Here is a 15192-nt window from a genome sequence, read left to right as displayed (position 1 = left end):
GGGGACGTGCGCCCTAATCAGCCGCCATTGCAGGTTCAAGAAACGGCGAGGCGACGACCATGGCGACCCACAAGCTCCTGATGCTTCCCGGCGACGGCATCGGCCCCGAGGTGATGGGGCAGGTCGAGACGATCGTCTCCTGGTTCGGCAAGCAGGGGCTCGCCTCCTTCGAGATCGAGAAGGGCCTCGTCGGAGGCTCCGCCTATGACGCCCACAAGCAGGCGATCTCGGAAGGCGACATGAAGCTCGCCCAGCAGGCGGACGCCGTGCTCTTCGGCGCCGTCGGCGGCCCGAAATGGGCGGATGTGCCCTATCAGCACCGGCCGGAAGCCGGGCTGCTGCGCCTGCGCAAGGATCTCGGCCTGTTCGCCAACCTGCGCCCGGCGATCTGCTATCCGGCGCTGGCCTCGGCCTCCTCGCTGAAGCCCGAGGTGGTCGAGGGGCTCGACATCCTGATCGTGCGCGAGCTCACCGGCGGCGTGTATTTTGGCGAGCCGAAGGAAATCGTGACGCTGGAGGACGGCTCCAAGCGCGGCGTCGACACGCAGCTCTACACGACGCCCGAGATCGACCGGATCTGCCGCGTCGCCTTCGAGCTGGCGCGGACGCGCCGCAACAAGGTCTCCTCGGCCGAGAAGCACAACGTCATGAAGACCGGCGTGCTCTGGAAGCAGACGGTGACCGCGCTGCACGCCAAGGACTATGCGGATGTCGAGCTCGAGCATGTGCTCGCCGACAACTGCGCCATGCAGCTGGTGCGCTGGCCCAAGCAGTACGACGTCATCGTCACCGACAACCTCTTCGGCGACATCCTCTCGGATGTGGCGGCGATGCTGACCGGCTCGCTGGGCATGCTTCCTTCCGCCTCGCTCGGCGCCGAGGATCCGGCCACCGGCAAGCGCAAGGCGCTCTACGAGCCCGTCCACGGCTCGGCGCCGGACATCGCCGGCAAGGGTCTGGCCAACCCGATCGCGATGATCGGCTCCTTTGCGATGGCGCTGCGCTACTCCTTCGGCGCGATCGAGGCCGCCGACCGTCTCGAAGGCGCGATCGCCGACGTGCTGGGTTCCGGCACCCGCACCAAGGACATCGCCGCGCCCGGCGCCAACGCCGTCTCGACCAGCGAGATGGGCCAGGCGATCGTCAAGGCGCTGGAGGCGCGCGGCTGAGGGCGCCTCCTCTGACGACGGTCTTGCAAACCGCTTCCAGCCGCTCGACATTAACCTTGGGTTGTGCGGCTGGGGCGATGGGGCGTGGCGGGGCTTGAATTTGGAGTGCTGACGAAGCTCGCGGGCATCGCGCTCGCGGCCGGCGGTATCGTCACTGGCGGGCTCGGCAATGCCGGGTTCAAGGACATCTCCGATCTCGGCGGCAAGATTGCCGAGGCTTTCGGTGGGCCGTCGGCGGCCGGGCCATTTTCTGCCTTTGCACGCAGAATCGCCCATCAGGTCGAACAAGCCATCGACGAGCGCGCACGCTCGCCGCGCAATCGCGATCCCGCCATCGTCCAGCAGAACCTCGATCATGCGCTGCAGTGCTTTGCGGCCGGTCTCGACCGGATGCTGGTTTCGCCCGGAGACTTCGCGCGCGGCGACTTGGCCGCAGACAAGATCGCCGATTATCTCGTCGCGTCGCTCGCGCGCTTCGAACCCTGCTTTCGCGAGGGGGACGAGAACCGCGAGGCGCGGCCGCTGGCGCGTGAGATCTTCTTTCGCGCGGTCGAAACGGCGCTCTCTGACAAAGCGTTTTTGGCCAGTCTCGGTGGCGCGGTCGATCGGGAGTTGCTGAGGCGCACGACCGGGTTATCTGTTGAGATTGCCGTTCTCGGCGACAAGATCGACCGGGCGGCCGACGAATCCCGCGCGGCGCATGGCGTATCACAGGCGATGCTGGCCGAGGTTCTGGCGAGGCTGCCGGACCCCTCCGCCATCAAGGCTGAGGCCTTGAGATCGATCGTCGAGGCTTTGCAGATCGCGCATGTTCCGCAGGCTGAATGGCCGGCAAAGGCACTCGAGGCCATTGAAGGCCTGCTCGCCAAGCAGCACGAACCCGTTGTGCCCACCAACCAGGGCGCGGATGTCGACGCCACGATCCGTCAGGCGCGTGATGTCGCGCCCGATGTGCAAAGAGCCGTCGGCATATTGCGCGAGGGACGCGCGCATCTGCGCGAGGAGCGGCTGGCGCGCCAGCGCGCTGAGGCTGCGCTTCTCAAGGAGGAAGCGGATTTCCTGTCGCTGACCTATCGCCATACCGAAGCAATCGAGGCGTTGGCGGAAGCAATCAGGCTCGACCCGGACGATCCGTGGCTGTGCTTCCAATGCGGCGATAGTTACCTTTTGATCGGCAGCACGCAGGCGGCCCTGTCCCGTTATCGCGCGGGCGGTGAGGCCGCAGAACGCACTGGCGACGAGCGCGACCTCTCGGTTTCCTATAACAAGATCGGCGACGTTCAGGTGGCGCAGGGGGATCTCGCCGGGGCGCTAACGAGCTTTTGCAAGGGGCTGGAGATTGCCGAGCGGCTGTCCGCGTCCGATTTGGGCAACGCCGTCTGGCGGCGCGACCTCTCGGTCTCGTTCGACAGGATCGGCGACGTGCAGGTTGCGCAGGGTGACCTCACCGGGGCGCTGGCGAATATTCGGGCGGGGCTGACGATCACGCAGGCCCTGTCGGACTCCGATCCCGGCAACGCCGTCTGGCGGCGCGATCTCTCGGTTTCCTACATCAAGATCGGCGACGTGCAGATTGCGCAGGGTGACCTCGCCGGGGCGCTGGCGAATTATCGGGCGGGGCTCACGATTCGGCAGGCCCTGTCGGACTCCGATCCCGGCAACGTCGGCTGGCGGCGCGATCTCTCGGTCTCGTTCGAGAAGATCGGCGACGTGCAGTTTGCGCAGGGTGACCTCACCGGGGCGCTGGCGAGTTATCGGGCGGGGCTGACGATCGCGCAGGCCCTGTCGGGCGCCGATCCCGGCAACGCCGTCTGGCGGCGCGATCTCTCGGTTTCCTACATCAAGGTCGGCGACGTGCAGATTGCGCAGGGTGACCTCGCCGGGGCGCTGGCGAATTATCGGGCGGGGCTCACGATTCGGCAGGCCCTGTCGGACTCCGATCCCGGCAACGTCGGCTGGCGGCGCGATCTCTCGGTCTCGTTCGACAAGATCGGCGACGTGCAGTTTGCGCAGGGTGACCTCACCGGGGCGCTGGCGAGTTATCGGGCGGGGCTGACGATCGCGCAGGCCCTGTCGGGCGCCGATCCCGGCAACGCCGGCTGGCGGCGCGATCTCTCGGTCTCGTTCGACAAGATCGGCGACGTGCAGTTTGCGCAGGGTGACCTCACCGGGGCGCTGGCGAGTTATCGGGCGGGGCTGACGATCGCGCAGGCCCTGTCGGGCGCCGATCCCGGCAACGCCGGCTGGCGGCGCGATCTCTCGGTCTCGTTCGACAAAATCGGCAACGTGCAGGTTGCGCAGGGTGACCTCACCGGGGCGCTGGCGAATTATCGGGCGGGCCTCACGATTCGGCAGGCCCTGTCGGACTTCGATCCCGGCAACGTCGGCTGGCGGCGCGATCTCTCGGTCTCGTTCGACAAAATCGGCAACGTGCAGGTTGCGCAGGGTGACCTCACCGGGGCGCTGGCGAATTATCGGGCGGGGCTCACGATCGCGCAGGCCCTGTCGGGCGCCGATCCCGGCAACGCCGGCTGGCGGCGCGATCTCTCGGTCTCGTTCGACAAAATCGGCAACGTGCAGGTTGCGCAGGGTGACCTCACCGGGGCGCTGGCGAATTATCGGGCGGGGCTCACGATCGCGCAGGCCCTGTCGGGCGCCGATCCCGGCAACGCCGGCTGGCGGCGCGATCTCTCGGTCTCGTTCGACAAAATCGGCAACGTGCAGGTTGCGCAGGGTGACCTCACCGGGGCGCTGGCGAATTATCGGGCGGGCCTCACGATTCGGCAGGCCCTGTCGGACGCCGATCCCAGCAATGCCGGCTGGCAGCGCGACCTGATTGTCAGCCATGCGAAATTGGCGCAGGCTGGCGATGACCCGCGTCGGAATTGGGCAGCCGCCCACGCCATCGCGCTTCGTCTGGCCGAAGAAGGCCGCCTCGCGCCGCGCGATACAGGAATGGTCGAGGTGACTCGCCAGCAGCGTGACCTCGCCTTCAACCTCTCCCCCTCGTGAATTGCGTGCGGCGTCCGGCCGTGCGCTAGAGTGGCGGCATCCGAAACGGAGCGATGCCGGTCCGATGCTGATCAAGAACCGTCCGAGCTGGGAAATCCCCGAGAGCGAGGCGACGCCGGAATCGGTGTTCTTCAACCGCCGCGCCTTCATGGCGGGCGGAGCCGGGCTGATCGCGGGGGCGGCGCTTCCCGGCGCGGCCGCGGGCCAGGGCGCCGATCCGACGCTCGATCTCTACCCCGCCAAGCGCAACGCCGCCTATACGCTCGACCGGGCGGTGACCGACGAGGCGCTGGCGTCGACCTACAACAATTTCTACGAATTCGGCACGTCCAAGGACATCGTTGCTGCGTCGAAGCGGCTGGTCAGCCGGCCCTGGACGATCGCGATCGACGGGATGGTCGAGAAGCCCTTCGAGATCGGCTTCGACGATCTCGTGCGCAAGCTGCCGCTGGAAGAGCGGCTCTACCGCTTCCGCTGCGTCGAGAGCTGGTCGATGGCGGTGCCGTGGACGGGCATCCCGCTCAAGGCTTTCGTCGACTACGTCAAGCCGCTGTCGGGGGCGAAGTACATCCGCTTCGAGACCTTCCTCAACCCGCGCATGGCGCCGGGCCAGTCGGCCCGCTGGTATCCCTGGCCCTATACCGAGGGGCTGACGCTGGCCGAGGCGACGAACGAGCTGCCGCTCCTGGTGACGGGCATCTACGGGAAGCCGATTCCCACCCAGCATGGCGCGCCGGTGCGGCTGATCGTGCCGTGGAAATACGGGTTCAAGTCGGTGAAATCGATCACCAAGATCAGCTTCGTGGCGGAGCGGCCCAAGACGTTCTGGGAGGGGCTGCAGCCCGCCGAATACGGCTTCTGGGCGAATGTGAACCCGGCCGTGCCGCATCCGCGCTGGACCCAGGCGAGCGAGCAGCTGCTCGGCTCGCGCGACCGCCGGCCGACGCTGCTCTACAACGGTTATGAGGAGCAGGTCGCCGGGCTCTACAAGGGGCTGGATGGCGAGAAGCTGTTCATGTGAGCGGGTGACGGCGCGGCCGGCGATGGCCTAGGATCGCGCCATGCCGTCCTTCTGCCTCTTCCCGACGCCGATCGGCCGCTGCGCCCTGGTCTGGCGTGGCGAGCGCATCATCGGCGCGCAGCTCCCCGAGCCCGACGAGGACACGGCCCGCCGGCGGCTGGCGCGGCGGTTCCCGCAGGCCAGCGAAGCCACGCCGCCCGCCTTTGTCGAGGCCGCCATCACGGACATCGTGGCGCTGCTGGCGGGCGAGGCGCGCGATCTCTCGCATCTGCCTGTCGATCTCGATGCGGTGCCGGCCTTCGAGCGGCGCGTCTACGAGGTCGCCCTGAGCATTCCGCCCGGCGAGACGATGACCTATGGCGCGGTTGCGGCCCGGCTCGGCCAGCCCGGCGCGGCGCGGGCCGTCGGGGTCGCGCTCGGCCGCAACCCGGTGCCGATCATCGTGCCCTGCCACCGGGTGCTCGCCGCCGGCGGCCGGACCGGCGGCTTCTCGGCCGAGGGGGGCGTCGAGACGAAGCTGCGCCTCCTGACCATCGAGAGGGCGCGCACGGATGCCTTTCCCGGTCTCTTCGGGGCCCTGCCGCTGGTCGCGCGGCCCTCGCGGGCCGAGTGAACGCGGTGAGGCCCCTGCGCGTTGCCTTGCCTGAGACCCTTTCCGAACCCCAACCCCAGGATCCCCCTTCATGGCCCCGTTCAAGCTCGCCATCGTCGTCGGCAGCAACCGCAAGGCGTCGATCAACCGCAAACTGGCGCAGGGGCTGGCGACGCTGGGCGAAGGGGCCTTCGTGGCGAGCTTCGCGCAAATCGACGACCTGCCGATGTACAATCAGGACCTCGAGGCCGAGGCCTGGCCTGCGAGTGCGACGCGGCTGAAGGAGGCGATCGCGGAGGCCGATGCGGTGCTGGTGGTGACGCCGGAGCACAACCGCTCGATCCCCGCCGTGCTGAAGAACGCGATCGACTGGGCCTCGCGGCCCTCGGGCAAGGGCGTCTGGGGCGGCAAGCCCGCCGCCATCATCGGCACCAGCCCCGGAGGCGTCGGCACCGCCTGCGCCCAGCAGCATCTGCGCGACATCCTGGGCAACCAGGGCGCGCTGGTGATGGGCGGACAGATGTTCATCACCTGGAAGGAAGGCCTGGTCGACGAGGCCGGCACCGTCACGGTCGAGGCGACGCGCGGCTTCCTGCAGGGCTTCATGGACAGGTTCGCCGGGCTGGTCGGGAAGCTGGCGGCCTGACGTCACCACTGAGGGCGCCCCGCGTCGCGCCGCAGCCAAAAAAAGGGCCGGCGTCCCGCGAGGGAGCCGGCCTTTAAAGTTTGAAACATCCGGCTCAAACGCCAAACATCTCAGAGGGGAACGGCTGAAACGAACTCGATGCCGGGAGGAGATAGCAGAGCCCGTTCCGAACAACCGTGTCTGCTATATCGGTCGCCATATGCCTTTTCGCAATGCAGCATAGGTTGGGTCCGCCATGCGCAAATTGCATGAACCGAAGTCATATGGCGCAATTTGAACCTAAATCATTGATAAATATGCGCACAGCGCAGTTGCGGTGTCGCGCCGCCGCAAGCATTCGGAAGTGATTTTCTGCGGCGCAGCATAAAATCGCGGCAGCCGGCGGCCAGTAATGAAGGCGCCGGGCGTTGCAGATGCCCGGCGCGGTGCGAATCAGCAGGTGGCGAGGCGCCGGTCAGTAGGTCCAGCGCTGGGCCTTCTGGATCAGGAAGTCGCGGAAGACCTGGACGCGGGCGACCGACTTCATCTCCTCGGGATAGACGAGATAGCTCTCGAGCTGAGGCATCTCGGTCTCGCGCATCAACTGCACCAGCGGCGAGCCCGTCTCGATCAGGTAATCGGGCAGGACGGCGATGCCGGCGCCGGAATCGACGGCCCGCTTCATCGCGGTGATGTTGTTGACGGTGAGATGGATCGGACGCGGGTTGCGCTGGTCGCGACCCAGCGAACCGAGCCAGTGCACGGCCGTCAGATAGGACGGAGAGGTGCCGCCGAAGGAGAGGATGCGGTGGTTGTCCAGATCCTCATGAGTCTTGGGCTCGCCGAAGCGCTTCACATAGGCCGGCGAGCCATAGACGTGGAAGTGGACGGTGAAGAGCTTGCGCTGGATCAGGTCCGGCTGCTGCGGCTGGCGCAGGCGGATGGCGATGTCGGCCTCGCGCATCGACAGGTCGAGTTCCTCGTCAGTGAGGATGAGATCGACCTTGATGTCGGGGTACAAGTCGAGGAACTCGGCCAGCCGCGGGGTCAGCCAATGGCCGCCGAGGCCGCGGGTGGCCGTGACCTTGAGCTCGCCGGAGGGGTGCTCGCGGGTTTCCGAGAGCTGAGCCCGCGTCCGCTCGAGGCGCTGCGTCATCTCGCGTGCCGCGCGCCACAGCAGTTCACCCTGCTCGGTCAGGATCAGACCGCGGGTGTGGCGGTGGAACAGCGGCGCGCGCAACTCGCGCTCCAGAGCGCCGATCTGCCGGCTGACGGCGGATTGGCTCAGGCCGAGAACATCGCCAGCTTTGGTGAAGCTGCCGGACTCGGCGACGGTATAAAAAATCCTGATGCGGTCCCAATCCACCGCGCTTCCCCCGTTATGCGTTGAGCGCATGTTGGAGGCTAAAATCCTTGAACGTCAACGCCCGTGTCGCATTACGGCGTTCTTTTCACACTGAATTTGGTTACAAAGGCGATCAATTTTCGTGATGAATGGCGGCGGGCTGCCTATTCAGCCGCCCTGAGTTGTTCAAGCTCGGCCGCCTGCAACCAGCGCTCGGCATCGAGAGCGGCCATGCAGCCCATGCCGGCGGCGGTCACCGCCTGGCGATAATGCTCGTCGGTGACGTCGCCGGCGGCGAAGACGCCCGCGATATTGGTGCGGCTGGTGCCGGGCTCGACGTCGAGATAGCCGGTCTCGTTCATGGCGAGCTGGCCGGCGAAGAGCTCGGTCGCCGGCTTGTGGCCGATGGCGATGAAGACGCCGTCGGCCTTCAGGTCGCGCTCCGCGCCGGTCTTCAGGTTGCGCAGCCGCAGATGGGTCACGTTGGGGGGCTGCGTCCCGCCGCAGATCTCCGCCACCTCGGAATCCCAGACGACCTCGACCTTCGGATGCTTGAACAGCCGATCCTGCATCACCTTCTCGGCGCGCAGCGAATCGCGACGGTGGACCAGCGTGACCTTGCTGGCGAGGTTGGCGAGATAGAGCGCCTCCTCGACCGCGGTGTTGCCGCCGCCGACGACCGCAACCTCCTTGTTGCGGAAGAAGAAACCGTCGCAGGTGGCGCAGGCCGAGACGCCGAAGCCCTGAAAGGCCTGTTCGGAAGGCAGGCCGAGCCACTTCGCCTGGGCACCGGTGGCGATAATCAGCGCATCGCAGGAATAGGTCGCGTCGCCGTCGCCCCAGAGGCGGAAGGGACGCTGCGAGAGGTCGACGCGGGCGATGTGGTCGGAGACCATGCGCGTGCCCATGTGCTCGGCCTGGGCGCGCATCTGCTCCATCAGCCACGGCCCCTGGATGACGTCGGCGAAGCCGGGATAGTTCTCGACGTCGGTCGTGATCATCAGCTGGCCGCCGGCCTGCATCCCGGAGATCAGCACCGGCTCCAGCATGGCGCGGGCAGCGTAGATCGCGGCGGTGTAGCCGGCAGGGCCTGAACCGACGATCATCACGCGGGCATGGGTGTGGGCCATGGTGGTTTCCTCTCGCTTTCCCTCCCGACATACGCCGCCGGATCGACGATGCAAGCGCACGGGCTTTCAAGATCAGGCGAGGCGCAGCTGCTGCCTGTGCATAAGCCAGCGCTGGCGGACGGCGTCGGCGATCACCTGGGTGGAATCGACCGGCGCATAGCGCTCACCCTCCAGCCGCCCCTCGAAGTGATGGACCATGCCCTGCCGCTTCAGCGACTCGAGGAACTTCGCCAGCTTGCCGTGCCCGCCATGCGGCTCGAACACCAGGATCGGGGCGCCGCTGGCGGTCGCCTCGCCGATCATGTTGGTCGAATCCGCCGTCGTGACGATGGCGTCGGCATGGGCGAGGAGCGCGACATAGGGGTTCTCGCCGCTGCCGTCCCACCACCAGCCACCATGACGGGCGAAGACCGCGGCGACGGCGGCGTCGAGCGCCGGCGAGGTGCGGCGCGAGCGCGAGCCCATCAAAGCGACGCCCGAGCGCGCGAGCGCCTCGAGCCCCTCGGCAAAGCGGGCGATGTCCTCGGGTCTGAAGCGGTGATGGCGGCTGTCGCCGCCGACGAGGACCGCGGCGCGCGGCGCGGGCAGGGCGGCGATGGCGGCGGGCGGGGCGCGGCGCGCCGCCTCCAGGCGCTGCGGCGCCAGTCCGTGCGGGGAGGTCGTCGTCACCAGGACGTTCTCGCCGCGCAGGCGGTCATGCTCGGCGACCCAGAGGAAATCGGCCGAGCCCGCGCCGGTGCGCGGATCCTTGAGGATGACGGTGAAGGTGGCGCCGTTCGAGGCCTTCTTCACCGCCCGGACATAGGCGATCGCCCGGCGCCCCGAGGCGATGATGATGTCCGGGAACGGCGGGCGGATCGGGCTGCCGGGCCGGTCGGGGGCCTCGCGCGGATCGATCGGGCCGCGCGGCATCAGCCAGGCGAAGGGTTTTCGCGGCGCGATCCGCCGGATCTCGGGGGTGACGCCCAGCCGCTCGGCGACGCCCAGGCACTGGACCTCGTCGCCGGCCTTGCCATCGGTCAGGACCCAGACGATCGGTGTGGGGTCGGCTTGCAAGGCAGGCTCCTGCGGTGGCTCGCCGGCTTCGGCACGGCACGTGCCTTGTATCGCCAAGACGCTGCGTCTACACCAGCGCAACCTTGATCCGGGACCCCTCGTGCGCTCCAAACTCGACGATATCGACCTGGCGATCCTGCGCGAATTGCAGGGGGACGGGCGGATGACCAATGTCGAGCTGGCGAGCCGGGTCGGCATTTCGCCGCCGCCCTGCCTGCGCCGCGTGCGGGCGCTCGAGGAAGCAGGGCTGATCACGGGGTACCGGGCCCAGCTCGACGAGGGCAAGCTCGGTTTCGAGGTGGTCTGCTTTGCCTTCGTTCATCTGGCGAGCCAGGCCGAGGCCGATCTCGAGGTCTTCCAGGCGCGAATCCGGGGCTGGGCCGCAGTGCGCGAGTGCTGGAAGCTCTCCGGCGACATCGATTTCATGCTGAAATGCGTCGCGCCGGACCTGAAGGCCTTCCAGGATTTCGTCGGCGAGCTGACGGGCATGCCCAATGTCCGCAACGTCCGCACCGCGCTGGCGCTCGACCGGGTCAAGGACGAGCCGATCGTGCCGTTCGGGTGAGGCGCAACGTCAGGAACCCGGCTCAGCCGCCGAGATAGCGCCTGATCCAGAGCGCGTTGTTCTCGATCAGCGCGGCGACGCGGCGCTGGTCGACATCGGGCCGGTACCAGGCGCCGCCCGAGTCCGAGCCGATCGTGGACAGGATCGTCCATTGGCCGAGGACCTCGCCGCGCGGGCCGGTCAGGACGTAGTCGGCATCGAAATTGTCCATGCTGGCGCCGCCGGCGCCCGGCTTGCCGCCACCACCGCCGCCGGCCCAGCTCGCCAGCCAGACGCCCTTGACGGTAACGGTGAGAACCGGTCCGCCCCGGCGGATCATCGGGGCGAGCGTGGTCGCGAGCTGGCGCTCGAGGTCACGCTTGATCTCCTGCGATCGCGGCCCCCAGCCCTGCGCCGCAAGGCGGGCGGTGTCGACGCGGATCGCGCCGACGGTGCGGGCCTGCGCCAGCGCCGGGCCGGCCGTGGCCAGCATCGCACCGGCCATGGCCTGAAGGATCAACGAGCGGCGGGTGGTCATGGCTGATGCTCCCAGGGGATCGCGATCCATGTGGTGTCGCGAGCCGGCCACGCCAAGGATCCGGGCGTGCGCCGCCGGCGTCGAAGCGGTCGCGCCTAGCGGAAGACGACGCTGACGACCTCGTAGGACTTGCCGCCGCCGGGCGTGTTGACCTGAACGGAATCGCCGACCTTCTTGCCGATCAGCGCGCGCGCGATCGGCGAGCCGATCGAGACCTTGCCGGACTTCACGTCCGATTCGGGCTCGCCGACGATCTGGTAGCTCTTCTCTTCCTCGGTATCGTCGTCGATCAGCTTGACGGTGGCGCCGAACTTGATGGTGTCGCTGCCGGCGAGCTTCGAGACGTCGATGATGTCGGCCCGCCCGATCAGGGATTCAAGCTCCTGGATGCGGCCCTCGTTGAGAGCCTGGGCTTCCTTGGCGGCGTGATACTCGGCGTTCTCCGAGAGATCGCCATGGGCGCGGGCCTCCGAGATCGCTGCGATGATGCGCTGGCGCTGGACCTGCTGGCGGTCCTTGAGTTCGGCCTCCAGAGCGGCGAAGCCGCCGGGGGTCATCGGAACCTTTTCCATCGTCTCGTCCCATCATCCGAAAGCAGATGCCCGCCGGCGGCTGCTTCGCCGCCCGCGCCCTGCTCGTCGTTGTCTCTAGAACCTCGTCTGCGCGCCGCCTTCAGGCTGCGTGCACGAAGTAGGATTGCAGCGACCTCACTTCGAGATCGCCGCTGCAGTAGGCCTTGATGCCTTCCGCCGCCGCGATCGCTCCGGCCAAGGTGGTATAATAGGGCACCTTGTGCAAGAGGGCCGTTCGGCGGAGCGAGCGGGAATCCGCCAGCGCCTGCGGGCCGTCGGTGGTGTTGAAGACGAGTTGGATTTCGCCGTTCTTGATCGCGTCGACGACGTGCGGGCGGCCTTCCAGAACCTTGTTGATCTTGGCGGCCGGGATGCCCTCCTCCTGGAGCAGGCGCAGGGTGCCGCCGGTCGCCAGAACGCGGAAGCCGAGATCGGCCAGCATGCGGACGCTCTCGACGATGCGCGGCTTGTCCTCGTCGCGCACCGAGACGAAGACCGTGCCCTTGACCGGCACCTTCGAGCCGGCGCCGAGCTGGCTCTTGGCGAAGGCGATGTCGAAGGAGCGGTCCAGCCCGATGACCTCGCCGGTCGAGCGCATCTCCGGCCCGAGCAGCACGTCGACGCCGGGGAAGCGGGCGAAGGGGAACACCGCTTCCTTTACGCCGACATGGCCGAGCGTCTGCGCCTTCAGGCCGAAGCTGGCGAGGCTCTCGCCGGCCATGATGCGGGCGGCGATCTTGGCGACGGGGATGCCGACGACCTTGGCGACGAAGGGCACCGTGCGCGAGGCGCGCGGGTTGACCTCGAGCACGTAGATCTCGCCGTCCTTGATCGCGTACTGGACGTTCATCAGCCCGCCGACATCGAGCGCGAGCGCCATGGCGCGGGTCTGGCGCTCCAGCTCGGCGATGGTCTCGGGGCTCAGCGAGCGCGGCGGCAGCGAGCAGGCCGAATCGCCGGAATGGATGCCGGCCTCCTCGATATGCTCCATGATGCCGGCGATGAAGGCATCCTTGCCGTCGGCCAGGCAATCGACATCAACCTCGATCGCGTCCGACAGATAGCGGTCGAACAGAAGCGGGTTCTTGCCCAGCACCGTGTTGATCTGGCCGGTCTTGTCGTTGGGGTACTTGGCCTTGACCTCGGAGGGGATCAGCGACGGCAGGGTGCCGAGCAGGTAATCCTCGAAGGTCGCCTCGTCGCGGACGATCGCCATGGCGCGGCCGCCGAGCACGTAGGACGGGCGCACGACGAAGGGCAGGCCGAGCTCGGCCACGATCATGCGGGCCTGCTCGACGGAGTAGGCGATGCCGTTCTTGGGCTGCTTGAGCTGCAGCTTGTCGAGCAGGCGCTTGAAGCGGTCGCGATCCTCGGCGAGGTCGATCGCGTCGGGCGAGGTGCCGAGGATCGGGATGCCGGCCTCTTCGAGCGCGTTCGCCAGCTTCAGCGGGGTCTGCCCGCCGAACTGGACGATGACGCCGTGCAGCGTGCCGTTCTGCTTCTCCGTCTCGAGGATCTCGAGCACGTCCTCGGCGGTCAGCGGCTCGAAATAGAGCCGGTCCGAGGTGTCGTAGTCGGTCGAGACCGTCTCCGGGTTGCAGTTGACCATGATGGTCTCGTAGCCCGCATCCTTCAGCGCATAGCAGGCATGGCAGCAGCAATAGTCGAACTCGATGCCCTGGCCGATGCGGTTGGGGCCGCCGCCGAGGATGACGACCTTCTTGCGGTCCGTCGGCTTGGCCTCGTCGGCGGCCTGGCCGGCGAAGGGCATGGCGTAGGTCGAGTACATATAGGCGGTGGGCGAGGCGAACTCGGCGGCGCAGGTGTCGATGCGCTTGTAGACCGGGCGCACGGCGAGCGAACGCCGGAGCGCCCGCACCTCGGCCTCGGTCTTGCCGGCGACGGCGGCGAGCCGCTTGTCGGAGAAGCCCATCGCCTTGACCTGCCGGAAGGCGCCCGGGGTCTGCGGCAGGCCGTACTGGCGGATCTTCTCCTCGGTGTCGACGATGCCGCGCATCTGCTCGAGGAACCAGGGATCGATCTTGCAGCTCTCATGAATCTGCGCGTCGGTGAAGCCGAAGCGCATCGCCTGCGCGACCTGGAGGATGCGGTCGGGCGTCGGCGTCGAGAGCGCGGCCTTGATCGCGTTCTTGTCGTCGCCCTTGCCCATGCCGTCGACCTCGATCTCGTCGAGGCCGTCGAGGCCGGTTTCCAGCGAGCGCAGCGCCTTCTGCAGCGATTCCTGGAAGGTGCGGCCGATCGCCATGGATTCGCCGACCGACTTCATCGCGGTGGTCAGCGTCGGCTCGGCGCCGGGGAACTTCTCGAAGGCGAAGCGCGGGATCTTGGTGACGACATAGTCGATCGTCGGCTCGAAGGAGGCCGGGGTCGCGCCGCCGGTGATGTCGTTCTCGATCTCGTCGAGCGTGTAGCCGACCGCCAGACGTGCCGCGACCTTGGCGATCGGGAAGCCGGTCGCCTTGGAGGCCAGCGCCGAGGAGCGCGAGACGCGCGGGTTCATCTCGATGACGATCATGCGGCCGGTCTCGGGATCGACCGCGAACTGCACGTTCGAGCCGCCGGTCTCGACGCCGATCTCGCGCAGCACCGCCAGCGAGGCGTCGCGCATGATCTGGTATTCCTTGTCGGTCAGCGTCAGCGCCGGGGCCACGGTGATCGAATCGCCGGTGTGGACGCCCATCGGGTCGAGGTTCTCGATCGAGCAGACGATGATGCAGTTGTCGTTCTTGTCGCGAACGACCTCCATCTCGTACTCCTTCCAGCCGAGCACGCTCTCCTCGATGAGGATCTCGCTGGTCGGGGAAGCGTCGAAGCCGCGCTCGCAGATCTCGATGAACTCGCCCTTGTTGTAGGCGATGCCGCCGCCGGTGCCGCCCATGGTGAAGGACGGGCGGATGATGGCGGGCAGGCCGATATCCTCGAGCGCGGTCAGGGCCTGGCCGAGATTCTTGACGTGGTGCGAGCGCGGGGTGTCGAGCCCGATCTTGGTCATCGCCTCGCGGAACAGCTCGCGGTCCTCGGCCTTGTCGATCGCCTCGGCGGTCGCGCCGATCATCTCGACGTCGAACTTCTCGAGCACGCTGATCTTCTTGCCGTTCTCGTCGGTGAGGCTCTTCTGGTTGAGCGAGAGCGCGCAGTTCAGCGCGGTCTGGCCGCCCATGGTCGGCAGCAGGGCAAAGCCGCCGGGGAGCACGTTGCGCTCCTTCTCGATGATCTTGGCGACGATCTCGGGCGTGATCGGCTCGACATAGGTCGCATCCGCCAGCTCGGGATCGGTCATGATCGTGGCCGGGTTCGAATTGACCAGGACGATGCGGTAGCCCTCGGCCTTCAGCGTCTTCACGGCCTGGGTGCCGGAATAGTCGAACTCGCAGGCCTGGCCGATGATGATGGGGCCGGCGCCGATGATCAGGATGGTCTTGATGTCTGTGCGCTTGGGCATGGGGCTCGACTTCGTCTTGAGGCAGGCGCGCGCACTCGCTGCCGTCCGTTCACGAGAGCGGGCCGGTGCTAGCGCCTGAGATGAATGCTAGGCGCTCGCTATAGAGGGGAGGAGCGGCTCAGGGA

12 protein-coding genes are annotated in these 15192 nt (G+C 67.5%); 6 read left to right on the top strand and 6 right to left on the bottom strand.

Going from position 1 to position 15192, the window contains the following annotated elements; translation table 11 throughout:
* The first annotated feature begins 59 nt into the window (after positions 1–59).
* The 5 genes from leuB to BSY19_RS21780 all read left to right on the top strand — a co-directional run bounded on the left by leuB (position 60) and on the right by BSY19_RS21780 (position 6440).
* Complete coding sequence (gene leuB / locus BSY19_RS21800; protein ID WP_069055983.1) at positions 60–1169, top strand: 3-isopropylmalate dehydrogenase; 1110 nt, start codon at positions 60–62, stop codon at positions 1167–1169.
* A gap of 105 nt (positions 1170–1274) precedes the next feature.
* Positions 1275–4181: a tetratricopeptide repeat protein gene (locus BSY19_RS21795; RefSeq protein ID WP_069055982.1), complete on the top strand. Its 2907-nt coding sequence runs from the start codon at positions 1275–1277 to the stop codon at positions 4179–4181.
* 64 nt (positions 4182–4245) lie between these two features.
* Positions 4246–5202 (top strand): protein-methionine-sulfoxide reductase catalytic subunit MsrP, encoded by a 957-nt coding sequence (gene msrP / locus BSY19_RS21790; protein WP_069055981.1) that lies wholly within the window; start codon positions 4246–4248, stop codon positions 5200–5202.
* Positions 5203–5242: 40 nt separating this feature from the next.
* Positions 5243–5815 (top strand): methylated-DNA--[protein]-cysteine S-methyltransferase, encoded by a 573-nt coding sequence (locus BSY19_RS21785; protein WP_069055980.1) that lies wholly within the window; start codon positions 5243–5245, stop codon positions 5813–5815.
* 70 nt (positions 5816–5885) lie between these two features.
* A complete protein-coding gene (locus BSY19_RS21780; protein WP_069055979.1) occupies positions 5886–6440 on the top strand; it encodes an NADPH-dependent FMN reductase in 555 nt (184 codons plus the stop codon).
* Between the two features lie 454 nt (positions 6441–6894).
* Here the strand turns inward: BSY19_RS21780 and BSY19_RS21775 are convergent, their stop codons facing one another.
* The 3 genes from BSY19_RS21775 to BSY19_RS21765 form a co-directional block, all read right to left on the bottom strand.
* Positions 6895–7785: a LysR family transcriptional regulator gene (locus BSY19_RS21775; RefSeq protein ID WP_069055978.1), complete on the bottom strand. Its 891-nt coding sequence runs from the start codon at positions 7783–7785 to the stop codon at positions 6895–6897.
* A gap of 143 nt (positions 7786–7928) precedes the next feature.
* Positions 7929–8894, bottom strand: a complete 966-nt coding sequence (trxB, locus tag BSY19_RS21770; RefSeq protein WP_069055977.1) for a thioredoxin-disulfide reductase — start codon at positions 8892–8894, stop codon at positions 7929–7931.
* A 72-nt stretch (positions 8895–8966) separates the two neighbouring features.
* Positions 8967–9950, bottom strand: coding sequence for a mitochondrial fission ELM1 family protein (locus BSY19_RS21765; RefSeq protein WP_069055976.1), 984 nt, complete (start codon positions 9948–9950; stop codon positions 8967–8969).
* 100 nt (positions 9951–10050) lie between these two features.
* Here BSY19_RS21765 and BSY19_RS21760 point away from each other — a divergent pair, with 100 nt between their 5' ends.
* A complete protein-coding gene (locus BSY19_RS21760; RefSeq protein WP_069055975.1) occupies positions 10051–10515 on the top strand; it encodes an Lrp/AsnC family transcriptional regulator in 465 nt (154 codons plus the stop codon).
* A 22-nt stretch (positions 10516–10537) separates the two neighbouring features.
* Here the strand turns inward: BSY19_RS21760 and BSY19_RS21755 are convergent, their stop codons facing one another.
* From BSY19_RS21755 to carB, 3 genes are all read right to left on the bottom strand, one after another.
* Complete coding sequence (locus tag BSY19_RS21755) at positions 10538–11032, bottom strand: hypothetical protein (RefSeq protein WP_069055974.1); 495 nt, start codon at positions 11030–11032, stop codon at positions 10538–10540.
* A 95-nt stretch (positions 11033–11127) separates the two neighbouring features.
* Positions 11128–11604: a transcription elongation factor GreA gene (gene greA, locus BSY19_RS21750; protein ID WP_069055973.1), complete on the bottom strand. Its 477-nt coding sequence runs from the start codon at positions 11602–11604 to the stop codon at positions 11128–11130.
* A gap of 100 nt (positions 11605–11704) precedes the next feature.
* Complete coding sequence (gene carB, locus BSY19_RS21745; protein ID WP_069055972.1) at positions 11705–15067, bottom strand: carbamoyl-phosphate synthase large subunit; 3363 nt, start codon at positions 15065–15067, stop codon at positions 11705–11707.
* Positions 15068–15192 lie beyond the last annotated feature (125 nt).

Origin of the sequence: Bosea sp. RAC05 (genome assembly GCF_001713455.1) — a bacterium.
In the GTDB taxonomy this organism is placed as follows: Bacteria; Pseudomonadota; Alphaproteobacteria; order Rhizobiales; family Beijerinckiaceae; genus Allobosea.
Note: the sequence above shows the minus strand (reverse complement) of the source record. Positions and strands in the feature narration are given on the sequence as shown.